We start from the raw sequence: 25,178 nt of genomic DNA on the forward strand, positions 1-25,178 counted from the left end.
TCAGGAAGGCCGCTTGGTCCCGGTGATCATCACGTTGTAGAACAGCTCGCGCGGCAGCACCTTCGAAAGCACCTTCTTGTCCAAAGCGGACAGCCGCAGCCACAGGTGGTAGGCGAACAGGCGCCACCGCACCGTGAGCTTCTCCTGAGGCACCGCGGCCTCGAACGTCCGGATCGGCCACCCGGCCAGCGCGGCCGAGAATTCGTCCGTCACCGCGCGCACGTCCTGGGCACCAGCGCCGCGCGCCATCCCCTCGAGCTCCGACGGGTCGAAGGTGTGGATGTCCACCACGGCTTCCAGGGCCGCCGCGCGCGAGGATTCGTCCAGTTCGGACTGCGGGCGCCGCCAGCCGTTCAACGCGGGCAGCTTCGTGACGCGCGTGGTGAGGTACCAGGTGATCTGGCCCAGCTTGCGCGCGTAGAAGTCGCCGACCTTGGTCGGCTCGCCCGCGAAGACGAAGCGCCCGCCGGGCTTCAGCACGCGCAGCACCTCGCCGAACGCCTGGCGCACGTCCGGGATGTGGTGCAGCACGGCGTGGCCCACCACGAGGTCGAAAGTGTTGTCCTCGTACGGGATCCGCTCCGCGTCGGCCACACGGCCGTCGACGTCGAGGCCCAGCTTCTCCGCATTGCGCAGGGCCACCTGAACCATGCCGGGCGAGAGGTCCGTGACGGAGCCCTTCTTCGCGACGCCGCCCTGCATGAGGTTCAGCAGGAAGAACCCGGTGCCGCTGCCCAGCTCCATCGCGTGGGTGTAGGGCTGGCCGTCCTCGCCCGCGACGGCGTTGAACACGTCGGTGGCGTAGGAGATGCAGCGCTCGTCGTACGAGATCGACCACTTCTCGTCGTACGTCCCGGCTTCCCAGTCGTGGTAGAGCACGTTGGCGAGCTTCGGGTCGTCGTAGGCCGCCTTGACCTCGTCGGCCGTGGCGTGCGGGTTCGGGGCCGGGTCGGCCACGGCCGTCACTTCCCCTCGAAAGTGGCCTTGCCGGGGCCGTTCTCGACGAAGGACTTCATCCCGTTCTTCTGGTCCTCGGTGGCCCACAGCGCCGTGAACAGCTGCGTCTCGATCTTCAGGCCGGTGGCCAGGTCGACGTCGAGTCCCGAGTCGATGGCGGCCTTCGCGGCCTTGAGCGCCACGGCGGGACCGTTCACGAACTGCGCGGCCCACTTGTGCGCGGCGGCGTACACGTCGTCCGGCGCGACAACCTCGTCGACGATGCCGAGCTTCAGCGCTTCGTCGGCCTTCACGAACCGGCCGGTGTAGATGAGGTCCTTGGCCTTGCTCGGGCCGATCAGGCGCGAAAGCCGCTGCGTGCCGCCGGCGCCCGGGATGATGCCGAGCTGGATCTCCGGCTGGCCGACCTTCACGTTGTCGCCCGCCACGCGCCAGTCGGCGGTGAGCGCCAGCTCCAGGCCGCCGCCGAGGGCGTAACCGGTGATCGCGGCGACGACCGGCTTCGGGATGGCCGCGACGAGCGAGCAGGACGCGGTGAGCTCGGCCCCGAACTTCGAAATCTCCGGGTAGGTGCGGTCGCCCATCTCCTTGATGTCCGCGCCGCCGGCGAAGGTCTTCTCGCCGCCGTACAGGATCACCGCACGCACGTCTGCGCGGTTCGAAGCCTCGCGCGCGGCCTCAGCCAGCTCGGTCTGCAGCTGGTTGTTGATCGCGTTGACCGGCGGCCGGTTCAGCCGGATCGTGCCGACCCCGTCCTCGACCTCGAGGTTTACGAACTCTCCCACGCGACTTCCTCCTCGTTGACGGATGCCGGCAGGCTACCGGCCGGTACGCCCGAACTTACCGGCGCCGGGCGAAGAACCGCTCGCCCGAACGCTGCAGCACCAGGTCCTGGTCGAACGTCTTCGACAGGTTCTCGCTCGTGATCACGTCGTCCATCAGACCCCCGACCACGGCGTGCCCGTCGCGCAGCAGCAACGCGTGGGTGAAGCCCGGCGGGATCTCCTCGACGTGGTGCGTGACGAGGACCATGGCCGGTGCGTCCGGGTCCATCGCGAGGTCGGACAGCCGCGCCACGAGGTCCTCGCGCCCGCCCAGGTCGAGACCGGCGGCCGGCTCGTCGAGCAGCAGCAGCTCCGGGTCGGTCATCAGCGAACGCGCGATCAGCACGCGCTTGCGCTCGCCTTCGGACAGCGTGCCGAAGGTGCGCTTCGCCATGTGCGCGATGCCGAGCGTGCCCAGTAGCTCGGCGGCACGGTTGAGGTCGAGGCTGTCGTAGGCCTCGCGCCAGCGGCCCATCACGGCGTAGCCGGCGCTCACCACCACGTCTTCCACGCGCTCGTCGCCGGGGATGCGCTGGGCGATGGCGGCGGAGGTGAACCCGATGCGGGGGCGCAGGTCGAAGATGTTCACGCGGCCGATGCGGTCGCCGAGCAGGTCGACGGTGCCGGCCGTGGGGTGCAGCTCCGCGGCGGCCAGCCGCAGCAAGGTCGTCTTGCCCGCGCCGTTGGGTCCGAGCACGACCCACCGTTCGTCGAGTTCGACGCTCCAGTCGAGGTCCGCGAGAAGGTCGTTTCCGCTGCGGCGGACGCCGACACCGGACATCCGCACCACGAGGTCGTCAAGGTCGCTGGGCAGGATCGGCTCGCTCACGAGCCCATTGTGGCCGTCCACGCGCGCGCGTTCGCACCCGCCCGGGGTTGACAACGCACCCGCGCGCGTGTGACCCCGCGACGGCGTCCAGCGGATGGGACGAAGCAGCGTACAAAGTGCGAGCTGTGGCACGATCGGCGACGTGTCCAGGTCCGCGTCCGCCGCCGTCCCCGCAGCCCGGGGCTCGTTCTGGCGCCGGCGCACGATCGACCTGCTCCTCGTGGCCTCGTGCGGGTGTACGCGAGCGCGGCACGCCTGCTGAACGCGGGTTTCGTGCCGCGCTGTGCCGTCTCGCCAGCCATCACCCCTGCTTGAGGAGCACCCCCGTTGACCACGTCGTTCACCCGTCCCGACTTCGAGATCCACCCCCGTCTGACCGATCCCCTGCTGGCGCGGCTGCTGCAGCCCGAGCGCCTGCTGTGGACGCCGCGTGAGCTGGCCGACCTCACCAAGACCGTGACCACCGAGCTCACCTCCAGCCTGCGCGACGTGCTGCGCTTCGACGAGGAAGGCCGCTGGTGGGCGCGGCTCGCGCTGACCGACGGGCTGGAGCTGTGGCTGTTGTCGTGGCTGCCCGGCCAGCAGACGAAACCCCACGACCACGGCGGCGCGGCCGGCTCGTTCACCGTGCTGCAGGGCGAACTGGGTGAGGAATACCGCTATCCCGGCGGTCCGATCCGGCGCCGCACGCACAAGGCGGGCGAGAGCATCGGCTTCGGCGCCGGGCGCGCGCACCAGGTCACCGGCCTCGGCGACGAGCCGTCCGCCAGCGTCCACGCGTACTCGCCGCCGCTGGTGCCCACGCGCGAATACACGACGCTGGCCGACGTCCCCGGCGAAATCCCGCCGCTGCCGGTCATACTCGGCCGATGAGCTCGATCGACGACTTCCTCGCCGGCGCCCGGTCCTCCCTGGACCGGGTTCCGCCGGCGCGCGCGGCCGCGCTGCAGGCCGAAGGCGCGCTGATCGTGGACATCCGGCCGCACGCCAACCGCGCCGCCGAGGGTGAGATCCCCGGCGCCGTGGTCGTCGAGCGGATCCACCTGGAGTGGCGGCTCGCCCCGGACAGCGATTGGCGGCTGCCGGATGTGACTCCTGACACGACGGCGATCGTGGTGTGCAACGAGGGCTACTCGTCGAGCCTGGCCGCGGCGGATCTGCAGCGGTTGGGGTTGAAGAACGCCACGGATCTCGAGGGCGGGTTCCGGGCGTGGGCGGCTGAGGGGTTCCCTGTGGTGGAGGGTGGGTCGCCGGCGGTGCCGTGACGGCGGTTCAGGGTGCGGTTCGCGGAATCACGTGCCGGATTCGCCGGTGGGGATCCAGAAGTGCAGCGCCGGACCATGTTCAGTGTCCCGGCGCTCTTCGAAGACTCCGCCGAGGCGCTCGATCGTTCGCGCCGAAGCGACGTTGCCGGCCTCGCAGACGAGCAGCACGCGGTCGATTCCGAGCCCGCGCGCCTCGTCGACCATCCGGCCCAGCGCCCACGCGGCCAACCCGCGACGTCGAGCCGACGGCCGGATGCCGAAGCCGATGTGGCCAGCTTGACGCACGAAGTCGTCGAACCCGTGCCGCAGGCGCGATTCCGCCGAGCACGCGGTCGTCCTCGACGAGCCACCGGTACGTCACCCGATCCGACTCGGCGGCCAGCCGCGCCACCCAGGCAGCGAACCCGGTCGGCGAGCCGACCTCGTCGACCGGCACCAGCCCGAAACCGTCTTCGTGGCTGCCAGGGCCCCACTCGGCGTGCGCGTCGAGCCAGGCGGGGTCAGCCGGGTCGTGGGGCTGATCAGCGCCGGCACTACGCGAGCACCACCCGGGCCAGTTCCGCCGGGCTCGCCAGCAGGGGGTGCTTCGGCAGCACCCGCACCGTGTAGCCCACCGAGCCGGCGCGGGGCAGGCGCAGTGAGGCGGAGAACGCGCCGATGCCGTCGCCGTGCATGGGGACCGTGACGGTGTCGGTGAGTTCGTCGCCGTCGCCGACCTGGCCGACGACGGCCTGGATGTCCACTTCGGACGGGTCCAGGCCGGCGAGGTCGATGCGGGCGCGGACGGTGACCTCGGTGCCGACGACCAAGCGCGAAGCGTGGTCGTAGAGCAGTTCCGAGTCGAAGATCCGCACGCGGGGCCACGCGACTTCGAGCTTGGTGCGGTAGTCGGCCAGCGACAACGCGCCCGCGTAACCGTCGTCGACCGCGGCGGCGACCATGCGCGACGCGGGCAGGTAGCCGGAGTCCACGTACTCGCGGACCATGCGCGACGCCTGCACGCGCGGGCCGAGCGTCTCCAAGGTGTGCCAGACCATGGACAGCCAGCCGGAGGGGACGCCCGAAGCGTCGGTGTCGTAGTAGAGCGGCGCGATCTGCTGGCCGAGCAGGTCGTAGAGCGCGGCGGCCTCGAGGTCGTCGCGGCGCAAGGGATCCGTGACGCCGTCGGCGGTGGGGATGGCCCAGCCGTTGGAGCCGTCGTAGCACTCGTCCCACCAGCCGTCGCGGATGGAGAGGTTGAGGCCACCGTTGAGGGCCGACTTCATGCCCGAGGTGCCGCACGCCTCCAGCGGCCGCACGGGGTTGTTGAGCCACACGTCACAGCCGCGGTAGAGGTAGCGCGCCATGGACATGTCGTAGTCGGGCAGGAAGACGATGCGGTGGCGCACGGCGGGGTCGTCGACGAATCGCACGATCTGCTGGATGAGCTGCTTGCCGTTCTCGTCGGCGGGGTGCGACTTGCCGCCGATCACGATCTGGATCGGCCGCTTCTCGTCGAGCAGAAGCGCACGCAGGCGGTCGGGGTTGCGCAGCATCAGCGTGAGGCGCTTGTACGTGGGCACGCGGCGGGCGAAGCCGACGGTCAGCACGTCCGGGTCGAACACGCGCTCCGTCCAGCCCAGCTCCAGCGCCGAAGCGCCGCGCTGCATCCACGCCGCCCGCACGCGCCGGCGCACCTCCCCCACGAGCTTTCCCCGCAGCTCGCGGCGCAGCTCCCACAGCTGCTGGTCCGTGACTCCGTCGCGCAGCGAGCTGTCCGGCGTGCGGCCCTCGTGGCCGAACTCGTCGTGATTGCCGCCCAGCAGCGCGCTCAGCTCGCGCGCGACCCACGTGGGGCCGTGCACGCCGTTGGTGATGGACGAGACCGGCACCTCGTCGTCGTCGAACCCGGGCCACAGGCGGGAGAACATGCGCCGGGTGACGCGGCCGTGGAGCTCCGAGACGCCGTTGGCGCGCTGGGCGAGCCGCAGCCCCATGTGGGCCATGTTGAACAGGCCCGGGTTGTCCTCAGCGCCCAGCTGCAGCACGCGGCGCACGTCGATGTCGGGCACGAGCCGGCCATCGGAGAAGTAGCGCTGCACGAGGTCCACGGGGAAGCGGTCGATGCCGGCGCTCACCGGCGTGTGGGTGGTGAAGACCGTGCCCGCGCGCACGGCCGGGAGCGCCTCGTCGAAGCCGAGCCGGTCGGCCTGGATGATCTCGCGGGCGCGCTCGAGACCGAGGAACCCGGCGTGGCCCTCGTTGGTGTGGAAGACGTTCGGCTGCGGGTGGCCGGTGAGTTCGCAGAACTTCCGCACAGCCCGGAAGCCGCCGATGCCGGCGAGGATCTCCTGGCGGATGCGGTGGTCGGCGTCGCCGCCGTACAGCCGGTCGGTGACGGGGCGCAGGTCCTCGTCGTTGGCCTCGATGTCGGTGTCGAGCAGCAGCAACGGGATGCGGCCCACGCGGGCGCGCCAGATCTGCGCGTGCAGCGTGCGCCCGCCCGGCATGGCGACCTCGACGAGCACTGGGTGCGCGCCGTCGGTCACCAGCTCCAGAGGGAACGCGTTGGGGTCGATCACCGGATAGTGCTCGACCTGCCAGCCGTCGAGCGACAGGCTCTGGCGGAAGTAGCCCGACCGGTAGAGCAGCCCGACGCCGACCATCGGCACGCCGAGATCCGAAGCCGCCTTCAGGTGGTCGCCCGCGAGCACGCCGAGGCCGCCCGAGTAGTTGGGCAGGGCCTCGGTGACGCCGAACTCCATCGAGAAGTACGCGACGGCCGCGGGCAGGCCTTCATCGGTGCGCCGCTGGTACCAGCGCGGCTCGGTGAGGTACTGCTCCAGCCCTGCCGCGGCTTCGTGGGTGCGGCGCAGGAAGTCCTCGTCCACGGACAGCTCCCGCAGGCGCTCCGGCGGCAGCGCGGTGAGCATCCGCAACGGGTCGCGGATGGCGTTGAAGAGCTCGGCGTCCATCGACGCGAACAGGTCGCGGGTCGGTGGGTGCCAGGTCCAGCGCAGGTTCGTCGCGAGCGCACCAAGGCCCGCGAGCGATTCCGGCAGGCTGGCTCGGACGGTGAACCGGCGGACAGCACGCATGGTCAGCGACCATATCGGGCCGCCCGTTCCGGCGCTCGCGACCCGTTCGAGAATAACGCTCACATCGGGCACACCCGCTGGGTAGGGTCCCGGGCGTGATGAGGCGAGGGGGAGCGCTGCTGGCGCTCGCGATGGTGGCGGCGTTGGGCGCGGCGGCCTGCGGAACTGGTTCGGCCGGACCGGTGACGCCCGGGGCCGGCAACGTCGCGGGCCTGCCCGTGACCCACTTCGACAGCGGCCTGAAGAGCGGCGCGCCGAAGCCGAACCTGACCGTGAAGAACGCCGAGGGCGGCCAGGACGACCAGCTGGCCACGGCCGCGATCGCCGACGTCGAGGCCTACTGGGGCGAGGCACTCCCGACCGACTTCGGGCAGGACTTCAAGCCCGTGACGTCGCTGCTGTCCTACGACTCGCGCACCGACACCGAGCAGACGGCGTGCGGCAGTGTGAAGAAGCTTGTGAACGCGTTCTACTGCTCCGCAGACGACTCGGTGGCGTGGGATCGCGGCGTGCTGCTGCCGATGCTGCGCCAGCGCTTCGGGCCGATGTCGGTGGTCACCGTGCTGGCGCACGAGTTCGGCCACGCGATCCAGTACCGGCTCGGGCCGAAGGCCGGCATCACGAAGAGCACGCCGAGCGTCGTGAAGGAGCAGCAGGCCGACTGCTTCGCGGGCAGCTACTTCCGCTGGGTGGCCGAGGGGAAGAGCAAGTACTACCAGGTGTCCACGGCCGAGGGTCTCGACCGGATCATGGCCGCGATGTTCTTCATCCGAGACCAGGCCGGCACCAGCGCCACCGACCGGCAGGCCCACGGCACGGCGTTCGACCGGACGTTCGCGTTCCAGTCCGGGTTCGAGAAGGGCCCGAAGGAGTGCGCGGGCATGAACGCGCAGAACGTGCAGGCGCGGCTCACGGAGCGGCCGTTCGACAGCTTGGACACCGGCAAGGGCGACGCGAAGATCTCCGAGCAGACGCTGACGCTGCTGAAGGCGAGCCTGGACTCGGCGTTCGGCGGCGCGGGGGTGAAGGCGCCGACGATCGTGCCGGGCAGCGGCAGCTGCTCCGGTGGGCCGTCGACCCCGCCCGCGTCTTACTGCCCGGCCGACAACACGGTGAACATCGACGTTTCGCGGCTGACCCAGCTGGCCCAGCCCGTGGACGCTGACTCCGACGCGTCGGGGCGGCAGAGCACGGGGCTGGGCGACTTCGCGGCGTTCGCGGAGGTGGCGTCGCGGTACGCGATGGGGATCCAGAAGGGCGTGGGAGCGTCGCTGGACAACCCGAACGCGGGGCTGCGGACGTCGTGTCTGGTGGGCGCCTGGGCGGCGTTCACGAACCGGCCCGGCTCGCTGCGGCTCTCGGCCGGCGACCTCGACGAGGCGATCGCCGACCTGCTGCGCCCCGACGGCCTGGTGTCGGCGGACGTGAACGGCAAGCGGCCGGACAGCGGTTTCGACCGGGTCGAGTCGCTGCGACGGGGCTACCTCGAGGGTTCCGCCGTCTGCTCGAAGCAGTACGGCTGAGCATCTGGAGGCGGGTTTTCCACGCAGGCTGGAAAATCATCGTGAACGGAGTTTCCAGGCATGCTGGAAACGCGACGGCCGAGGCTCAGCCGATCGCGGGCGCGGGCCAGGTGACCCCGTTGTCGTCGGCCGGCAGGTGCTCGAGCAACCCGGCCGCGGAGGCCTCCGGGAAGATCAGGACGCCGCTCTCGTACGTGAGCTCCGCGGCGAGGTTGCGGGTGTGAACTTCGACGGCGGCCTTGGCCGTGATGTAGGCGTTGCCCCCGAGCAGGCCTGCGGCAAGCTCGGAGGTGGCCGCGAGCTCGGCCTGCGACCGGGCCACGAGGACGACCTCGGCGCCGCGCCCGGAGAGGCCGGCGCGACCGCGCGACCAAGGCCCCGGCGGGCGCCCGTCACCAGGGCTGTTTGGCCCCGCAGGCTGGAGATTCGCCTGTCCCCGAGGCCGGCGCTTCATGATCACGACGAAGGCCCCCGGATCCCTTCACAGTGCCAGGGGACCGAGGGCCTTCGTGGTGGAACGGCTCAGAACAGGGCGCTCGCCAGGTTGCGGCGGGCCTTCATCACGCGCTCGTCGGCCGGGTCGAAGAGGTCGAACAGCGCGACCAGGTGTTCGCGGACGCGGTTGCGGTCGTCGCCGGCGGTGCGGCGGACGGTGTCGATCAGGCGCGTGAACGCGGCGTCCACGTCCTGCTCCGCGATCTCCAGGTCGGCGGCCGCGAGCTGGGCGTCGAGGTTCGTCGGGTCGGCGTCGGCCTTGGTGCGGGCGTCCGGGTCGGCCGCTTCGGCGCGGGCGGTGAACTTGACCTGGGCCAGGGCGTTCTTCGCGAGCTCGTTGGCGGGCTCGGCGTCGAGGATGCGCTCGTAGGCGGCCTGCGCGGCGGCGAAGTCGCCCTGTTCGAAGGCTTCCTCGGCCTCGGTGAAGCGCGGGTCCTCGGGCTCCTCGATCGGGCCGCGGGCCTCCTCGGCGGCGCGGGTGCCGGGGAGCTTGTCGCGCAGGGCGTCGAGCAGCGCGCCCAGCCACTTGCGGATCTCGGGCTCCGGCAGGGCGCCGGAGAACGCGTCCACGGGCTGGCCGCCGCCGATCGCGACGACGGTCGGGATCGACTGGGCGCCGAACAGCTGCGCGATGCGCGGGTTGGCGTCCACGTCGACGCGGGCGAGCACCCACGCACCGGCCGCTTCGGTGGCGAGGCGCTCCAGCACCGGGCTGAGCTGCTTGCACGGGCCGCACCAGTCGGCCCACAGGTCCACGAGCACGAGCTGGTTGAGTGAGCGCTCGACGACGTCGGTCTGGAACGTGGCTTCCGTCACATCCATGATGACGTCCGACGGCGGCGCGCCGCCCCCGGCCGGCGCCGCACCCGCAGGCGGCGCGGGGGGCTGGCTCCGGGACGCTTCGGCCCGGGCCTTGAGCGCGGACAGGTCGACCGCGCCGGACAGTGCGGCGGACATGGCCGCTGAGTTCGCTGCAGATCCGCGTGGGTGTGTCACGCCCTCCATCCTGGCACGGGGCGGCGGGACATTTCACCGCCGGTGCCCGGGTGTCGCACTCGCGCCACGATTGGCAGGAGCGCCCGGCTCGTGCATGCTCACGGCGGAAAGATCAGGGAGGCTGTGATGCTGAGCCGGCGCAACGCCACCGTGGCGGTGGCCGTCGGGGTGGGCGTGGCGTGGGTCGTGGCGATCACGGTGATCATCGCGAACCAGCCGGACCCGGGCGCGCCCTCGCCCGTCGCCCTGCGTGATTCGCTGCGCAGCGCCCTGGTCGCCCGGGACTCCGGCGAGCTCGAAGACCTGCTCGACTACCCGGGCTCCGGCGCCTCCGACTTCGCCGACGACTACGTGGCCGTGCTCGGCGAAGAGGACGTTCGCGACATCGCCGTGCAGCTCGTTCCCGACGAGCACTCCCCCACGCGCGCGGTGGTCAGCGGGGTGACGCACGGGTCGCGATTCACCTACTCCCTGGCGGTGACAAGGGAGGAAGGCCGGTGGACCGTGGCGTTCACCCCGCCGCTGCCGTAGGCGCTCAGTCCTCGCGCAGGTGTGCTTCCACTCGGTCGACCTTCGCGGTGAGCTGGCCCGTGTCGTAGCCCGGGCGGATGTCGGCCTTGAGGACGAGGCCGACACGCGGCGAGCCCTCCCCCGCGGCCAGCACGGCCTGCTTCACGACGGCCATCACCTCGTCCCACTCGCCCTCGATTTCCGTGAACATCGAGCTGGTGGAGTTGGGCAGCCCGCTGTCGCGGACGACCTTCACGGCGCGCGAGACGGCTTCGCTCACACCGGCGTCCGGGTCGCCGCCGGAGGGGCTCACACTGAACGCGACGATCATCTCGGATCCTTTCGTCAGAGGAAAACAATGGCGGCTGAGCAGGGCGATCGCCGCCTTCCGGGTACCCGCTGGTAACTTCGCGTGTCATGAACCGACCGTTGCCGTTCGACCCGATCGCCCGTGCGGCCGAGCTCTGGGAGGACCGGATCGGTCCCGCCGGAACCATGGCCGCGGTCACCGGGTTGATGCGCGTGCAACAGATCATCCAGTCGGCGGTCGACGGCTCGCTCAAGCCGCACGGCCTCACCTTCGCCCGCTACGAGGCGCTCGTGCTGCTCACCTTCGCCCGCAACTCGCGGCTGCCGATGCGGGTGATGGGTGAACGGCTGCAGTTGCACCCCACCAGTGTCACCAACATAGTCGACCGCCTCGAGCGCGACGGGCTCGTGAAGCGCGTGCCGCACCCCACCGACCGCCGCACGACGCTGGTCGAGATCACCGACGACGGCCGCGCGCGCCGCGAAGCCGCGACGGCCGCGGTGACGGGCATCGACTTCGGGCTCACGGGGCTCACCGAGCGGCAGGTCGAACAGCTCACCGACCTGCTCACCAAGGTCCGCCGCTCCTCGGGCGACTTCACCGAATAGCGCCGAAACCGCACACGCCCCGGCGAACACGCCGGGGCAAACGCGAACGGGCCCGCACGACACGAGGTCGTACGGGCCCGTTGAAAGCGGGGAAATCAGGCGTTCACGGTCTCCCGCACGCGGGACTCGAACAGGCCGACACCGCCGTGGGTGAGGCGCTGCGGGCCGTCGAGGCGGCCGTTGCGCAGGGCCCACTTCTCGAAGATCCAGGTGAACAGCGGCGGGATGCTGGACAGCAGCGCGAGCACCAGGGTCTTCGGGCGCCAGCCGAGCGGCTTGGCGACGGACAGGGAGACCACGACGTAGAGCACGAAGATCACGCCGTGGACCATGCCGATGACGGGCACGCCGCCCTCACCGGAGGAGTGCACGACGTACTTGAGAAACATGCCGATCAGCAAACCGGCCCAGGACAGGGCTTCGGCGACTGCGGCCACGCGGAACACGATAGCGGCCTTGCTGGACACGACTTCCTCCTGTGCGTCACACGGGTGCGTGCTGCCTGCACACACAAAAACGCGTCCGGTGCACTGTCCAAGGGGGACTACCCACTTGACGTCAACAGCACTGTCGGACGCGTATGACACCAGTGTGAGGCGTGACGGCCCTCACCGGAACACCGGGGCCCGTGACCATCCTCACGACCCCTCCCCAATATGGTCTGGACCACTCCCGGAAACCGGGGGATATGCCCGGAAAACCGTGAAGGCCCCTTCCCGGTCTCGCATTCCGGGAAAGAGCCTTCACGGATAGTTCTCAATCGGACACTAACCGGCACAAGGTGACGGCGGTGCCGACGAAGGTGATGTTGCCCACGTGGCCTGCGTGGCGTCGGCGGTCAGGGTGAAGTCCAGTGTGGTCCCGCGCCGCAACTGCTCGACGCTCACGTAGGACTTGTCCGAAGGCCGCGCCTGCCGCCCGTCGCCCACCTCCAGGCCGCGGACGTACTGGAGCTTCGCCCCGTCGGCACCCGGCGCCTCGATGGTGACCGAACGCCCGTTCTGCAGGTGCAGCACGGACTTGGCGAACTGCGGCGCGTTCAGCACGAAGTTACCGGTACCGGGCACGGCCGGGTAGAGGCCGAGCGCGCTGAAGACGTACCACGCCGACATGGTGCCGAGGTCGTCGTTGCCCGTGACGCCATTGGGGGCGTTCGTGAACAGCGTGTGGGCCGCGCGCACCACCGCGGAGGTCTTCCACGGCTGGCCGGTGAGCGTGTACATCCACGGCGAGTGCAGGTCGGGTTCGTTGTTGGGGTTGTAGCGGAACTGGTTGTAGTAGGAGTACGGCCCCACGACCCATTCCTCCCGGACGGTCTTCGCCGGGTCCTTCACGAGGTCGTCGTAGGCGAAAAAGTCGTCGAGGCGGGCGTGGGTGTTGTCGGCTCCGCCCATCTCCTTCATCAGCCCGGGCACGTCCTGCTGCACGAGCCACTGGTACTGCCACGCGGTGCCCTCGTGGAAGCCGTCCTGGCTCTGCGGGCTGTACGGCTGGCCCGCCGGCGTGAACCAGTCACCGCCGGCGACCTTCGGGCGGAAGAAGCCCGTGAAGCCGCGGTCGGTCACGGTCGGGTCCCACAGCGTCTGGTAGGTGCGACCCTTCGCGGCCAGCGCCGCCGCGTCCTGCTTCTTGCCCAGCGCCGCGGCCATGGTCGAGAGCGAGCAGTCGCCGAGGGCGTATTCGAGCGTGGCCGAAGCGCCGTGGTTCGGGTCGGTGTCCTGGCCCTTCTTCGGGAAGTTCGGGTCGTACTGCACGAACCCGTCGGCCTGGTAGCTCGCGTTGCCCGAGCGGCCCTGGAACGGCGAGGACGCCGGCGGGATCTGCTGCGAGTTCTGCAGCAGCGCCTCATACGCCTCGACTTCGTCGCCCTTCAGCGCGCCGAAGCGCCACAGGTCGACCAGGAACGGTGTGACCGGGTCGCCGGTCATGGTGTTGGTCTCCTGGCTCGCGTACGCCCACCGCGGCAGCCAGCCGCCCTGCTCGTGGATCGCCAGAATGCTCTTCGCGATGTCGCGCGCCCGGTCGGGCTTCAGCAGCGCAAGCAGCTGGTTCTGGCTGCGGTAGGTGTCCCACAGCGAGAAGAAGTCGTAGTACGTCCAGCCGATCGCGCGGTGGATCTTCTTGTCGAAGCCGTAGTAGCGGCCGTCGGCGTCGTTCGCGGTGAGCGGCTGCAGGAAGGCGTGGTAGAGCGAGGTGTAGAACACCGTGCGCTCGTCGGGTGTGCCGCCGGTGATGTCCACGCTGGACAGCTCCTGGCGCCATGTGCGCTGGGCGTCGGCCTTCACGGCATCGAACGGGCGCACCCGCGAGGCGGCGAGGTTCACGTCGGCGCCGTGGGCGTCCACCTGGGAGATCGACGTGGTGGCGGTGATCTGGTCGCCCTTCGGGAAGGTCAGCCACGCGCCGCGCAGGCCCGCGCCGCCCGCCGAGGACTTGCTCGACGGCGTGCCGCCGGTCGGCGACCAGGTGCCGTAACTGGAGAACGGCTTGTCGAACTTCGTGGTGAAGTACGTCGTGTAGGCCTTGCCGCCGCAGAAGGCCTGTGACTCGACGGTGCCGGAGATCGTGTGGTCGTCGACGATCCGCACGCTGCTGCCGGTGACGGGTTCCTTGGCGTTGGCCTGCCCGACGTTCACGAACACGTTGGCGGGACCGGACTTGTCGAACGTGTAGCGCTCGACGCCGCTGCGGGTCGAGGCCGTGGTCTCCACGTCGACGCCGCCGTAGCCGGTCAGGCGCACCTTGTAGTAGCCGGGTTTCCCGACTTCGCCGTCGTGGGTGTAGGGCGCGGCGTAGTTGGCGTTGTCGAAGGTGGCCGGCTTGGTCGTGTCGAACGCGGCTCCCGGACCGACATCGCCTGTGGTGGGCAGGGTGGACACCAGGCCGCCCTGCTCCCAGCAGCCCGCGCCGGAGAGGAAGAAGTGGCCGAAGCCGCGGATCGCGGTGTCGGTGTAGAGGTACCCGGCGTAGTGGGTCGTTTGTGGACTGACCTGCGTCATGCCGAACGGCACCGAGGCCCCGGGGAACGTGTTGCCCTCGTCCTGCGTGCCGATGAACGTGTTCACGGACTCCAGCGCGTCGGCCGGTCCGGCCGAGGCGGTGACCGGCGTGAGGCCGGCCGCCACGACGGCGAGCGCGACCGCGCCCGCCAGTGTTCTGCTCCTCATCGAGCTCCCTCAAGGAAACGGTCCGTGGAGGGCCCCTCGCGTGAGGAGCCCTCCACGGATCACGGACTGGCGAAGATCAGCCGACGGCGATGGCGAAGATGTGCATGGCGCCACCGCTGACGTTCGACGGCAACGTCACGCTCGCCACCGTCTTACCGGCGTCGAGGGTGATCGGCGCGGTGCCGAACACCATCGTGCGAATCTGCTGCGGGTCGGTGCCCGAAGCGTTGCGGTACGGCGTGGACAGCACGATCCGGTTGCCGAACGACGGCTGCGCGGCGCCGCCACCCAGCGTCCAGTCGGACACACCGACCGTGGCGGTGGACGTGGTGCCGTCGGTGTAGGTGATGGTGAGCGTGCCCTGCGCGTTGCCGTTGGAGCCGGCGCCGAGCAGCGCGAGCCGGCCCGAGCCGGTCACGGTCACCTTCTGGCCGTTGGCCACGACGTTGTCCGGGTCGCCCGCCGGGAACGACGGCCACGTGAAGTTGAGGCCGTCACTGGTCACGGTGCCGCCGGGCTTGGCACCGGCCGCGGCCAGCGCGTCGGCCGAGTAGCTCCAGCCACCGCCGTCGAAGTTGGCCTTCGTCGAATCGGAGTCGGGCGAGATGCCGGCGTTGTCCACTGTGGCCAGCCAGCTGCCCGGCTGCGCCACGAGCACCGTGAGCACGGCCTCGGTGCTCGCCAGCCCCGGCGCGGAGAACGTGACCGGGATACGGCGGGCGCCGTCGGCGGTGCCCGCGGGGACGGTCACGTTGACCGTGGCCTGTGCCTTGCCGTTGGCCGGCACCGCGACCGAACCCGACGCGGGCGAGAGCGTGATGCCGTCGGCGCTGCCCGCGGTGTAGGTCCACGTCTTCGCGGTACCGGACAGATCCTGCACACCGACGCTCGCCGTCGCGGTCGAGCCCGCCGGGGTCACCACGCGGGCCGGGTTGGCGAACGCCAGGCTCGGCTTCTCCTGCTCGCGGAACGACGGCGGGGCGTCGGCCGCCGCGGCACCCCACTGGGTGGCCGTGGCCGAGCGGGTGAAGTCGAGCGTGCCGCCGGTCGAGATCAGGGCCTCGGGCAGCCACGACTTCGAGGCCGCGCCGCCGTTGACCTTCAACGAGCCGACGTAGTCACCGGTGCCGGGCGCGTTGATCGTGATCTTCTTGCCCGCGCCGGTCGTGAGCACGGCGTGCTCGAACCGCGGCGTGGACAGCAGCACCTCGGCGCGGCCCGGGATCTCCGGGTAGACGCCCAGCGCGGACCACACGTACCAGGCCGACATCTGGCCGAGGTCGTCGTTGCCGATCAGGCCCTCGGGACGCGGGTTGTAGAGCTCGTCCATCGACCGGTGCACGATGGCCTGGGTCTTGGCCGGGGCACCCGTGTACGAGTAGACGTAGGGCGCGTTGGAGTTCGGCTCGTTGCCCATGAAGGCGAACGGCTCCTGCGTGCCCGCGTTCAGCTGCGTGAAGAAGGTGTCCAGCCGCGACTGGGTCGCCGTGTCGCCGCCGAACGCCGAGACGACGCCACCGAGGTCGTAGGGAACCATCCACTCGTACTGCGCGCCGTTGCCCTCGACCCAGCCCTGCGAGCTGGCCGGGTCGTACGTGCCGGCGAAGGAGCCGTCGGCGTTACGCGGCTGCAGGTGGCCGGTGCCCGGGTTGTAGAGGTTCTGCCAGTTCTGCGCGCGCTTCATGAACGTGGTGTAGGTGGCGCTGTCGCCGAGGCGCTTCGCGAACTGCGCGATGGCGAAATCGGCGCTGGTGTACTCCAGCGTGTCCGCGCCTGCGCCGGGCACGTAGCCGAGACGCATGTAGTCCGCGAGGCCGGGCCGCTCGGTGTAGCCCTGCGTGGGTTGCGTGGCGCCCTTGATCATCAGCAGCAACGCCTTCTGGGCGTCGAAGTCACGCGCGCCGAAGGCGTACGCGCTGGAGACGATGATGTGGTACGGGTCGCCGTTCATCACACCGGTGTAGTCGTTGGCCACGGTCCAGCGGTCCCACGAGCCGCCCTGCTCGGCGTAGGCCATCATCGAGCGCACGATGTCCGACGTCTGGGCCGGGTCGATCGTGGCCAGCAGCGGGATCTCCGAGCGGTAGATGTCCCAACCGGAGAAGTTGGTGTACATCGCGTGGCCCTTGTCGGCCTTGTGGATCCGGCCGTCGAAGCCGGGGTAGGAACCGTCCACATCGGAGAACACGTTCGGCTGGATCAGCGAGTGGTACAGCGACGTGTAGAAGGTCGTCATGTCGGCGTCGGACCCGCCGCTGACGGCGACCTTGCCGAACTGGTCGTTCCACGCCTTGCGCGTGCCGGCCGCGATCTGGTCGAAGGACTTCTTGCCGTTGTTCTCGGCCTTCAGGTTCGCCTTCGCGCCGTCCACGGACACGAACGACAGGCCGACCTGCACGTTGACCTGCGCGCCGTTGAGGTTCGCGAAGGTCACGTAGCCGCCGCTGCCGGGGCCACTCACTGTGGTGTCCTGCGTCTTGGCCTTGGCCGGGCGCGCGATGGCGGCGTTCACGCCGTTGGGCTGCGCCACCTTCGCCTTGGCCCCGCCGGTCTCCGACGTCTTGCCGGGCGTCACCGCGCCGTTCTTCCACGTGCCGATCGAGGCGAACGGGGTGTCGAACTTCGCGGAGAAGTACACGCGGTAGGTGTTCTGCGCGCCGCAGAAGCGGCCGCTGGTCGCCCAGCCGCTGATGGTGTCCTTGCCGATGGTGATCGACGCGTCGTCGGTGCCGTTGACCGAGCCGGACGTGTTGACCAGCAGCGTCGAGGACGCGCCGGCGGGGTAGGTCAGGCGCGCGGAGCCGGTGCGCTGCGTCGCGCTCAGCTCGACCTTCGCGCCGCTGTCGAGGGTGACGTCGTACTCGCCCGCGGTGGCGTGCTCGTTGTCGTGGCTGAACTTCGACGTGTAATGGCCCGGGTCCGTCGCGGGCGAGGTGCTGACCTCGCCGACGTACGGGATGAAGGGGATGTCTTCGTACGTCGAGCAGCCCGCACCCGAGAGGTGCGTGAGGCTGAAGCCCGTGAGGGCGTTGTCGTCGTAAAAGTAGCCGCCCGGCTGCGACTTCACCGTGTCCGGGCTCCACTGCACCATCCCGAACGGCGCCACCGCGCCCGGGAACGTGTTGCCGGCACCGCCACCCGTGCCGTGGTCCTCACCGCCCGGCCGGGTGCCGACGAAGGGGTTCACCCACTTCGCGAAATCAGTGTCCGGGGCTTTCGCGGCCACCGCCGCGGTGGCCGGCGCGACCGCCGCCACCACCGCCGTGGTCAGGAAGATCAGTCCGGCTCTCCAGCGCGCTCGCGCCATCGCCATCGCCATCGCCTCTCCAGTCGTCGGCGCGACTCGGCCGTCAGGGCCGCGGAGGAGTGGGATGACAACCTTGTCGCGCACACCGTCGATGCGGGCAACCTTGGGCAATCCCTCACGAAAACGTCAAGTCTGCCGTGAGAGCCTGTCCGGTTCAGGACACACTGATCAGCCATCTGCCTCACAACTTTCGCAGGCTGAATCCCATTCGGCGCGAAGCGGGCATTGACAGCGACCCGGGCTTTGGTGTGCAATCTGCGCCACTATGACAACGTTGTCTCCTCATGGTCGGGAAGCGGACGGGCTTCCCCGCCCGGCGAGCCGACGGGCCACGATGAGCGATGTGGCCCGGCTCGCCGGCGTCAGCATCAAGACCGTGTCCCGGGTGGTCAACGACGAGCCCGCGGTACACCCCGACACCGCCGAGCGCGTGGTGGCGGCCATCGAGCAGCTCGGGTTCCGCCGCAACCTCGGCGCCCGCAACCTGCGTCGCGGCTCCACCACGGGCACGATCGGCCTCATCGTCGAAGACGTCGGCAACCCGTTCTACTCCGAGCTCAACCGCGCGGTGGAGCGCATCGCCACGTCGTTCGGCCGCCACGTGCTCACCGGTTCGTCGGAGGAGAACTCCGACCGCGAACGCGAGCTGGCGCTGGAGTTCTGCGCGCGCCGGGTCGACGGGATCCTCGTGGTCCCGGCCGGCATGCAGCACGGCTACCTCGTGCCGGAAATGCGCGCGGGCACGCCGGTGGTGTTCCTCGACCGCCCGGCCGGCGACATCGTGGCCGACACCGTGCTCGTGGACAACCTCGGCGGCACGATCGACGCGGTCGCGCACCTGGTGCGGCACGGCCACCGCCGCATCGCGTTCCTCGGTGACAGCCCCGACATCTTCACCGCGGCAGAGCGTCTGCGCGGCTTCCGCGAGGGCTGCGTGCGCAACGGCGTCTCCTACGACGAGAGCCTCGTCGTGATGCGCACGCCGACGCCGGAGACCATCGCCCACGCCGTGGCGACGCTGCTGACGGGCCCGTCGGCCGCTACCGCGGTGATCGCGGGCAACAACCGCGTGGCCGTGCACCTGCTGCGCGCGCTGGCCCACGCCGATCACCGGCCCGCCATGGTGAGCTTCGACGACTTCGAGCTGGCGGACCTGCTGGACCCGCCGGTGACGGTCGTCGCGCACGACGTCAGCGCCCTGGGGCACGCGGCGGCAGAGCTGCTGTTCGCGCGGATCCAGGGGGATCAGTCCGCACCCAGAAAGGTAGTCCTGCCCGTGCATCTCGTAGCCCGTGGTTCCGGTGAGGTCGCCCCGTGAGCACGCACCTCGAACCGATCCGGCTCCCGGCCAACCAGCCGCCGCAGTTCTACCGCGGTGGCGACGCGATCGCCGCGCTGCGCGGTGCCACCGGTACGGACTCGAAGTTCGGCCCGGAGGACTGGGTCGGCTCCGTCACCACGATGTTCGGCCAGGACACCAACGGCCTCACGAAGCTCCCCAGCGGTGTTTGGCTGCGCGACGCCGTGCGTGAGAACGCCGAGGCGTGGCTGGGTGCCGCGCACGTCGCCAAGCTCGGCGACTCCACCGGCCTGCTGGTGAAGCTGCTCGACGCGGGCCAGCGGCTGCCCGTGCACTTCCACCCGTCCGACGAGTTCGCCAAGCAGCACTTCGACTCGCACTTCGGCAAGACCGAAGCGTGGATCGTGGTGGGCACCTACGGCGACGACCCGCGCGTGTACCCGGGGTTCAAGGAGACGGTGAGCAAGGCGACCGTCGCCGAGTGGACGCGCGAGCAGGACGCGCCGACCATGCTGGGTGCCCTCAACAGCGTGCCGGTGCAGGCCGGCGACACCGTGTACATCCCGGCCGGGCTGCCGCACGCGATCGGCGAGGGCGTGTTCGTGGTGGAACTGCAGCAGCCCACCGACTTCTCGCTGACGCTGGAGTGGCGTGACTTCCTGGCCTCGCCCGAGAAGGGCCACCTCGGCATCGGCTTCGACACCGCGATCGAAACGCTCGACACCTCGGGCTGGGACGCCGAGCGGCTCACCTCGATCGTGAAGCACACCGCCGAGGACAAGGCCACGTCGGTCGACCTGCTGGCCGCGGGTTCCGACGAGTTCTTCCGCGCCGACCGAGTGCAGCTGACCGGTGGCTCGCTGGCGTTCGACCCGTCGTTCTCGGTGCTCGTGGTGCTCGACGGTTCGGGCACCCTGCGCACTGAACACGGCGGCGAGTTCGCCCTGGCCAAGGGCGAGACCTACGTGGTGCCGTTCGACGCCGGGCAGGTCGAGGCGGCGGGCTCGCTCACCGCGATCCGCTGCCGCCCGCCCGCACTCGAGAAGAGGTAGGCCGATGAGCGAGATCCTGCTGGACGCGGTGGACCTCACGAAGCACTACGGCTCGGTGGAAGCGCTACGCGGCGCTTCCTTCCAGGCCCGCGCGGGTGAGGTCACCGCTTTGATCGGCGACAACGGTGCCGGCGCGCTCAGGAAGTGCCTTTCCGGCGCCGGGCAGCCGACGTCCGGCAGGATCCCGCTCGACAGCTCCGCGGTGCACTCGACTCCCCGTGACTGTGCGGCTCGGGATCGAGACGGTACAGCAGGACCTGGCCGTCACGCCCGTGCTGAACTTTGGCGGCGAACCTGTTCCTGGGCCGGTAGATCCACCGCGAGGGTTGCCGCTCGGCAAGTGGCTCATCGGCACTAGCACGTTCTGGATCGCGCTGGTGCTCGTGGCGCTCACATCGTGTTCACGGTGCTCACGCCCGCCGAGTTCGCGACGCTGTTCACGCTGCGGACGATGCTGATCGAGACGTCGGTGCTGCTCGTGCTCTCCGCGGGGATGGCCTTCGTGATCATCAGCTCCGGCATCGACCTGTCGGTCGGGGTCCGTGCTGATCGTCACCCTCGGCATACTGGGCGCGGCCCTACTTCTCAACAACGGCTCCGACGCTGCGGCGGCGCGGCGCTCGGGCATCGGCTTCGACACGAATCCCGTCCGAAGTGGCCTGCGCAAGGGCGAGTACCAGGGCCTCATCGCCCAGGACCCGGCCGCGATCGGCACCCAGGGCGTGCAGCAGGCAGTGGCGGCGCTGGAAGGCAAGCCCGTGACGCGGACGCTCACCGCGCAGCTGCACTCCATCACCAAGGACGACATGGACGCGAACTCGCAGTACTTCTACAAGCAGAGCTGCTGACCTTCCAGGGTTTTCGAAGGGGACTTTCCCGCGCGGAAAGTCCCCTTCGCCGCGTTCGGGGCTAGGATCTACTCCCCCAGACTCCGTCGCCGAGGGGAGGCCGCCGATGACCGAGGGTGTCCGGCTGCCGTGGCGCGCCGCCGCGCGCGCCGACCCGGTGCCGGTGCTGGCCGCGGCGCGCAAGATCACCGACGACCTCATCGACGGCCTGGCCGGCGCCCACGCGCGGCGCGCGGCCCACGGCCTGCGGCGGCTGTTCGGCGTGGCCGGGCTGGGGCTCACGGACCTGTCGGGCTCGCTGCTGTGGTCGGGCCGGCCGGGACCCGACGCCATCGTGGCGCACGTGCTCGACGAGGTGCTGCACAGCGAGGAGCCCGCTTCCGTCGACGTGGTGGAAGCGGTGCCACTGCACGTCCACGACGAGCTGGCCGGCGCGTTGCTCGTGGTGGGCGCGCGGGGTTCGGAGGTGGTGCGGCAAGCGGCCGACGTCGTGGTGCAGGCACTGGAACGGGGCCGGCTCGAGGCGTCGGCGGACCAGGCGGCGCAGGCCGAGCTGCGGGCGTTGCGGGCGGAGATGTCACCGCACTTCGTGTACAACGCGCTGACGGTGATCGCTTCGCTGGTGCGCTCGGAGCCGGACCGGGCGCGGGACCTGATGCTCGACTTCGCCGACTACACGCGCTACAGCCTCGCGCGCCACGGCGAGTACACCGTGGTGGCCGAGGAGTTCCGCGCGGTGGAGACCTACCTGGCGCTGCAGCGCGCGGTGCTGGGCGAGCGGCTGAAGGTACAGGTGCGCGTGGCGCCGGAGGTGCTGGCGGTGGCCGTGCCGTACCTGGTGCTGGAGCCGCTGGTGGAGAACGCCATCCGCCACGGCATCGAGCCGCGCGCGACCACCGGGCTCGTGCAGGTCCACGGGCAGGCGGAAGGGAACGACTGCGTGATCAGTGTGGAGGACGACGGGGTCGGCATGGACCCGAAGCTGGCCGCCGACATCCTCGCCGGCCGGGTCGCCGAGGGCAGCGGCCTCGGTTTGGCCAATGTGGACAGACGACTGCGCAACGTCTACGGCGCCTGGTACGGGCTGACCGTGGAGACGGAAGTGGGTGCCGGCACGCGCGTGGTCGTGCGGGTGCCGCGGTTCCAGCCGGGGGTGCTGCCGTGAGCGGGCTGCGGGTGCTGGCCGTCGACGACCTGGCGCCGGCGCTGGACGAGCTGTGCCGGATGCTGCGCGAGGCCCCGGAGGTCGGCGAGGTCGTGGGTGCGGGCGATGCGCTGCGCGCGCTGAAGCTGTTGCAGGCGGACCACTTCGACGCGGTGTTCCTCGACATCTCCATGCCGGGTCTGGACGGGCTGGAGCTGGCGACGCTGCTGGCTCGCCTGTCGGAGCCGCCGGTGATCGTGTTCGTGACCGCGCACGACGGTCACGCCGTGGCGGCGTATGGCATCGGTGCCGTGGACTACCTGCTCAAGCCGGTGCGGACGGAACGGCTTTCGGCGGCGCTGGCGAAGGTCGTGCGCATGGCGCCTTCGGAGGCCCAGCGCGCCGTGCCCGACGCGATGGCCGCCCTGCCGGTCGACGCGGGCGGGCGCACGCGCTACGTCCGCCGCGACGACGTGTTGTTCGTCGAGGCCCATGGGGACTACGTCCGTCTCCACACCCGCGGCGGGGTGCACCTGGTACGCATGCCGATCTCGCGGCTCGAGGAGTACTGGGAGGGCACCGGATTCACGCGGGTGCACCGCGGTTATCTGCTGTCGGTGTCCGCCGTGCTGGAGCTGCGCAGCGACACCACGGGTGGGCTGCTGGCGCACACCCCCGTCGGCGACGTTCCGGTGAGCCGGCGGCACGCGCGGGAGCTGCGAGACCGGTTGCTGGAGGCGGCGCAGCAGGGGCAGCTGGGGTCGTCTTGGTGAGGGCCGGCTCGGTGAGGGCCGTCTTGGTGAGGGTCCCGTGAGCCGGGTCCGGCGGGTCGTCGTGATGAGCCCGCAGACGCGTCTCGCCCGCTCCCGCAGGCAGGCGCGCGGGCGCTGGCGGATGCCGCGGCTGAGGGCCTCGGACGCCGAACGCGCCGCCGTGCTCTACCGGACGCAGCGCAAACGCGGCATCCCCGCGCTGGTGGCCATGTTCGTGCTCGTGCTCGGGCTGCCCGTGGTGTTCGCCGTGGCGCCGGGGCTGGACGGGGTGCGGGTGTGGGGCATTCCGTTGTCCTGGTTGATGATCGCGCTGCTCCCCTACCCCGTGATGGCCGGGCTCGCGCGCTGGCAGCTGCGGCGCGCGGAGAAGGCCGAGGAGCGGTAGATGGACCTCGCGCTGGCCGTGACGCCCGTCGTGCTCATCACGCTGCTCATCGGCGTGCGCGGGGTGGCGGCGATGCGCACGACGTCGGACTTCCTGGTGGCCTCGCGGCGGATCTCGCCGTTCGTGAACTCCGCTGCGGTGTCCGGGGAGTACCTGTCGGCCGCGTCGTTCCTCGGGGTGGCGGGGCTCGTGGTGAAGGACGGCGTCGGCGCGCTGTGGTACCCGGTCGGGTTCACGGCGGGGTACATCGCGATGCTCGTGCTCGTCGCGGCGCCCATGCGGCGGTCCGGGGCGCTGACGGTGCCGGACTTCGCCGAAGCGCGCCTGGCCTCCCCGGCGCTGCGCCGGATCGCGGCTGTCGTGATCCTGGTGATCGGCACGATCTACGTCGTCCCGCAGTTCCGCACGGCCGGGCTAGTGCTCACGGCCGTGGGCGGCACGCCGTACTGGGTCGGGGTGGTCATCGCGGGCACGGCCGTGAGCGTCACGCTCGCGCTCGGCGGCATGCGCGCGGCGACGTACGTGCAGGCGTTCCAGTTCTTTCTGAAGCTGCTGCTGTTCCTCGTGCCCGCGCTGTGGCTCGTGCTGCACGTGAGCGACGCCGACCGCGACGCCGCGCTCACGCCCGTGGAGTTCACCCGCTTCACGCACGAGACGCCGGTGGACTTCGAGCACGACGTGACCGTGGTCCTGCGCGAGCCCACCACCATCGTCACCGCGGCCGGGCCGCGCACGCTCCCGCCGGGCGAGCTGACCGTCCACAGTGGAGAGCGGTTGGTCTTCGCCACCAACGCGCCGGTGCCCGACGTCAGCGACGGCGCCGCGCTCGGCGGCCCCGACTGGCAGCGGCCACTGCTCGACCTCGACAAGGGCTATCCGCTGCTGGGCACGTGGGCCGTGCTCATCGCGACGATGCTCGGCACCATGGGCCTGCCCCACGTCCTGATGCGCTTCCACACCAGCCCGGACGGCCGCGCCGCGCGCCGGACCGCCGCGATCACCGTGGCACTGCTGGGCGTGTTCTACCTGTTCCCCGGCGTCTACGGCGTGCTCGGGCGCGTGCTGGTGCCCGAGATCTACCTCTCCGGCGACACGGACACGGTCGTCGTCGCGCTGCCGGCGCAAGTGGACACCGGCTGGGCCGGCGAGCTGTTCACGGCGCTGCTCACCGCGGGCGCGTTCGCGGCGTTCCTGGCGACGTCGCTGGGGCTGCTGCTGGTGATGTCCGGCGCCATCGCCTACGACCTCATGCCCGGGGGCCTGCGCCGCCTACGCGTGACCGTGGTGTTCGCCGCCGCCGTGATGGTGGTGCTGGCGCTGCCGTCCGCGCAGCTCGACGCCGGGGTGCTCGTGACGTGGGGCTTCACGGTGGCCGCGTCGACGTTCTGCCCGCTGCTCGTGCTCGGCATCTGGTGGCCGCGCCTCACGGCCGCGGGCGCGATCAGCGGCGTGGTGACGGGGCTGGTCGCGTCGTCCGGTTCGATCCTGTTCGCGCTGGCCGGGCCGCGGCTCGACGGCTGGGTGGCGATCTTGGTGTCACAACCGGCACCCTGGTCGGTACCACTCGCGTTCGGCGTGATGGTGGCCGTCTCCCTGCGCGGCCGCCCGCCGTCCTGGGCCGGTGCGGCGATGCTCCGCCTGCACCTCGACGAGCGAGCGCCCGGCCCGCAGCCGCCCCATTCGTCCGCACCCGCGTACCGCTCGTCGACCGTTCGTCGTGTCGCCCGGCGTTTGAACCGCTGACGCTTCCTCGCGGGCGCTCGCCTCCCTACTGTGGCGCGGACCACAATTCGCAGCGTCGCGAGGGA

22 protein-coding genes and 3 pseudogenes are annotated in these 25,178 nt (G+C 70.7%); 14 read left to right on the top strand and 11 right to left on the bottom strand.

The window, feature by feature from the left end:
* Genes AB0M56_RS37665 through AB0M56_RS37675 form a run of 3 tightly spaced genes read right to left on the bottom strand, consistent with a single transcriptional unit; the run spans window position 1 to window position 2,610 of the window.
* Entirely contained in the window at window positions 1-966 is a 966-nt protein-coding gene (locus AB0M56_RS37665) for a class I SAM-dependent methyltransferase (protein ID WP_364185274.1), read from the bottom strand.
* Window positions 963-1,742 (bottom strand): enoyl-CoA hydratase-related protein, encoded by a 780-nt coding sequence (locus tag AB0M56_RS37670; RefSeq protein ID WP_220237540.1) that lies wholly within the window; start codon window positions 1,740-1,742, stop codon window positions 963-965. Before AB0M56_RS37670 ends, AB0M56_RS37665 begins: the two co-directional genes overlap by 4 nt.
* A 55-nt stretch (window positions 1,743-1,797) precedes the next feature.
* A complete protein-coding gene (locus AB0M56_RS37675) occupies window positions 1,798-2,610 on the bottom strand; it encodes an ABC transporter ATP-binding protein (protein ID WP_364185276.1) in 813 nt (270 codons plus the stop codon).
* A 327-nt stretch (window positions 2,611-2,937) separates the two neighbouring features.
* Between AB0M56_RS37675 and AB0M56_RS37680 the strand changes: the two genes are divergently transcribed.
* Window positions 2,938-3,483, top strand: a complete 546-nt coding sequence (locus AB0M56_RS37680; RefSeq protein WP_364185278.1) for a cysteine dioxygenase family protein — start codon at window positions 2,938-2,940, stop codon at window positions 3,481-3,483.
* On the top strand, window positions 3,480-3,875 hold the full coding sequence (locus tag AB0M56_RS37685) for a rhodanese-like domain-containing protein (RefSeq protein WP_364185280.1): 396 nt from the start codon (window positions 3,480-3,482) through the stop codon (window positions 3,873-3,875). The genes AB0M56_RS37680 and AB0M56_RS37685 overlap by 4 nt, the downstream gene beginning before the upstream one ends.
* 27 nt (window positions 3,876-3,902) lie before the next feature.
* Here AB0M56_RS37685 and AB0M56_RS37690 read toward each other — a convergent pair whose 3' ends face one another.
* Window positions 3,903-4,160: a GNAT family N-acetyltransferase gene (locus tag AB0M56_RS37690; RefSeq protein ID WP_364185282.1), complete on the bottom strand. Its 258-nt coding sequence runs from the start codon at window positions 4,158-4,160 to the stop codon at window positions 3,903-3,905.
* A 248-nt stretch (window positions 4,161-4,408) separates the two neighbouring features.
* Window positions 4,409-6,952 (bottom strand): alpha-glucan family phosphorylase, encoded by a 2,544-nt coding sequence (glgP, locus tag AB0M56_RS37695; protein ID WP_364185284.1) that lies wholly within the window; start codon window positions 6,950-6,952, stop codon window positions 4,409-4,411.
* A 98-nt stretch (window positions 6,953-7,050) separates the two neighbouring features.
* Here glgP and AB0M56_RS37700 point away from each other — a divergent pair, with 98 nt between their 5' ends.
* Window positions 7,051-8,475: a neutral zinc metallopeptidase gene (locus AB0M56_RS37700; protein WP_364185329.1), complete on the top strand. Its 1,425-nt coding sequence runs from the start codon at window positions 7,051-7,053 to the stop codon at window positions 8,473-8,475.
* A gap of 85 nt (window positions 8,476-8,560) precedes the next feature.
* On the opposite strand, the gene AB0M56_RS37705 is transcribed toward AB0M56_RS37700, so the two are convergent.
* Together AB0M56_RS37705 and AB0M56_RS37710 are read right to left on the bottom strand one after the other, a co-directional pair.
* The gene (locus tag AB0M56_RS37705) at window positions 8,561-8,797 is read right to left on the bottom strand and encodes a hypothetical protein (RefSeq protein ID WP_364185286.1); all 237 of its coding nucleotides are present in this window, start codon (window positions 8,795-8,797) and stop codon (window positions 8,561-8,563) included.
* 200 nt (window positions 8,798-8,997) lie between these two features.
* Complete coding sequence (locus AB0M56_RS37710) at window positions 8,998-9,927, bottom strand: tetratricopeptide repeat protein (RefSeq protein ID WP_364185288.1); 930 nt, start codon at window positions 9,925-9,927, stop codon at window positions 8,998-9,000.
* Window positions 9,928-10,092: 165 nt separating this feature from the next.
* Here AB0M56_RS37710 and AB0M56_RS37715 point away from each other — a divergent pair, with 165 nt between their 5' ends.
* Window positions 10,093-10,497 carry a hypothetical protein gene (locus AB0M56_RS37715; RefSeq protein WP_364185290.1) on the top strand — a complete coding sequence of 135 codons (405 nt, stop codon included), beginning with the start codon at window positions 10,093-10,095 and terminating at the stop codon, window positions 10,495-10,497.
* A gap of 4 nt (window positions 10,498-10,501) precedes the next feature.
* Here the strand turns inward: AB0M56_RS37715 and AB0M56_RS37720 are convergent, their stop codons facing one another.
* The gene (locus AB0M56_RS37720) at window positions 10,502-10,807 is read right to left on the bottom strand and encodes a thiamine-binding protein (protein WP_364185292.1); all 306 of its coding nucleotides are present in this window, start codon (window positions 10,805-10,807) and stop codon (window positions 10,502-10,504) included.
* An 86-nt stretch (window positions 10,808-10,893) separates the two neighbouring features.
* Between AB0M56_RS37720 and AB0M56_RS37725 the strand changes: the two genes are divergently transcribed.
* Window positions 10,894-11,394, top strand: coding sequence for a MarR family transcriptional regulator (locus AB0M56_RS37725; RefSeq protein ID WP_220237531.1), 501 nt, complete (start codon window positions 10,894-10,896; stop codon window positions 11,392-11,394).
* 95 nt (window positions 11,395-11,489) lie between these two features.
* On the opposite strand, the gene AB0M56_RS37730 is transcribed toward AB0M56_RS37725, so the two are convergent.
* The 3 genes from AB0M56_RS37730 to AB0M56_RS37740 all read right to left on the bottom strand — a co-directional run bounded on the left by AB0M56_RS37730 (window position 11,490) and on the right by AB0M56_RS37740 (window position 17,880).
* On the bottom strand, window positions 11,490-11,861 hold the full coding sequence (locus tag AB0M56_RS37730; RefSeq protein WP_364185294.1) for a DUF3817 domain-containing protein: 372 nt from the start codon (window positions 11,859-11,861) through the stop codon (window positions 11,490-11,492).
* 300 nt (window positions 11,862-12,161) lie between these two features.
* Complete coding sequence (locus AB0M56_RS37735; RefSeq protein ID WP_364185296.1) at window positions 12,162-14,561, bottom strand: GH92 family glycosyl hydrolase; 2,400 nt, start codon at window positions 14,559-14,561, stop codon at window positions 12,162-12,164.
* Between the two features lie 76 nt (window positions 14,562-14,637).
* Window positions 14,638-17,880, bottom strand: coding sequence for a GH92 family glycosyl hydrolase (locus AB0M56_RS37740; RefSeq protein WP_364185298.1), 3,243 nt, complete (start codon window positions 17,878-17,880; stop codon window positions 14,638-14,640).
* A gap of 322 nt (window positions 17,881-18,202) precedes the next feature.
* Here AB0M56_RS37740 and AB0M56_RS37745 point away from each other — a divergent pair, with 322 nt between their 5' ends.
* The 9 genes and pseudogenes from AB0M56_RS37745 to AB0M56_RS37785 all read left to right on the top strand — a co-directional run bounded on the left by AB0M56_RS37745 (window position 18,203) and on the right by AB0M56_RS37785 (window position 25,113).
* Window positions 18,203-19,186: a LacI family DNA-binding transcriptional regulator gene (locus tag AB0M56_RS37745; RefSeq protein ID WP_364185300.1), complete on the top strand. Its 984-nt coding sequence runs from the start codon at window positions 18,203-18,205 to the stop codon at window positions 19,184-19,186.
* Window positions 19,183-20,220 (top strand): class I mannose-6-phosphate isomerase, encoded by a 1,038-nt coding sequence (locus tag AB0M56_RS37750; RefSeq protein WP_364185302.1) that lies wholly within the window; start codon window positions 19,183-19,185, stop codon window positions 20,218-20,220. Before AB0M56_RS37745 ends, AB0M56_RS37750 begins: the two co-directional genes overlap by 4 nt.
* A 4-nt stretch (window positions 20,221-20,224) precedes the next feature.
* A pseudogene (locus tag AB0M56_RS37755) lies at window positions 20,225-20,526 on the top strand (ATP-binding cassette domain-containing protein); the annotation flags it as partial.
* Window positions 20,527-20,546: 20 nt separating this feature from the next.
* A pseudogene (locus tag AB0M56_RS37760) lies at window positions 20,547-20,771 on the top strand (ABC transporter permease); the annotation flags it as partial.
* Window positions 20,772-20,846: 75 nt separating this feature from the next.
* Window positions 20,847-21,068: pseudogene (locus AB0M56_RS37765) on the top strand (sugar ABC transporter substrate-binding protein); the annotation flags it as partial.
* A gap of 106 nt (window positions 21,069-21,174) precedes the next feature.
* Entirely contained in the window at window positions 21,175-22,233 is a 1,059-nt protein-coding gene (locus AB0M56_RS37770) for a histidine kinase (RefSeq protein WP_364185304.1), read from the top strand.
* Window positions 22,230-22,985 (top strand): LytTR family DNA-binding domain-containing protein, encoded by a 756-nt coding sequence (locus AB0M56_RS37775; RefSeq protein ID WP_364185306.1) that lies wholly within the window; start codon window positions 22,230-22,232, stop codon window positions 22,983-22,985. Before AB0M56_RS37770 ends, AB0M56_RS37775 begins: the two co-directional genes overlap by 4 nt.
* Window positions 22,986-23,022: 37 nt before the next feature.
* Window positions 23,023-23,370, top strand: coding sequence for a hypothetical protein (locus AB0M56_RS37780; protein ID WP_364185308.1), 348 nt, complete (start codon window positions 23,023-23,025; stop codon window positions 23,368-23,370).
* Window positions 23,371-25,113 carry a cation acetate symporter gene (locus AB0M56_RS37785; protein WP_364185310.1) on the top strand — a complete coding sequence of 581 codons (1,743 nt, stop codon included), beginning with the start codon at window positions 23,371-23,373 and terminating at the stop codon, window positions 25,111-25,113.
* The last annotated feature ends 65 nt before the right edge of the window (window positions 25,114-25,178 follow it).

Origin of the sequence: Amycolatopsis sp. NPDC051372 (assembly GCF_040682095.1) — a bacterium.
Lineage (GTDB): Bacteria > Actinomycetota > Actinomycetes > Mycobacteriales > Pseudonocardiaceae > Amycolatopsis.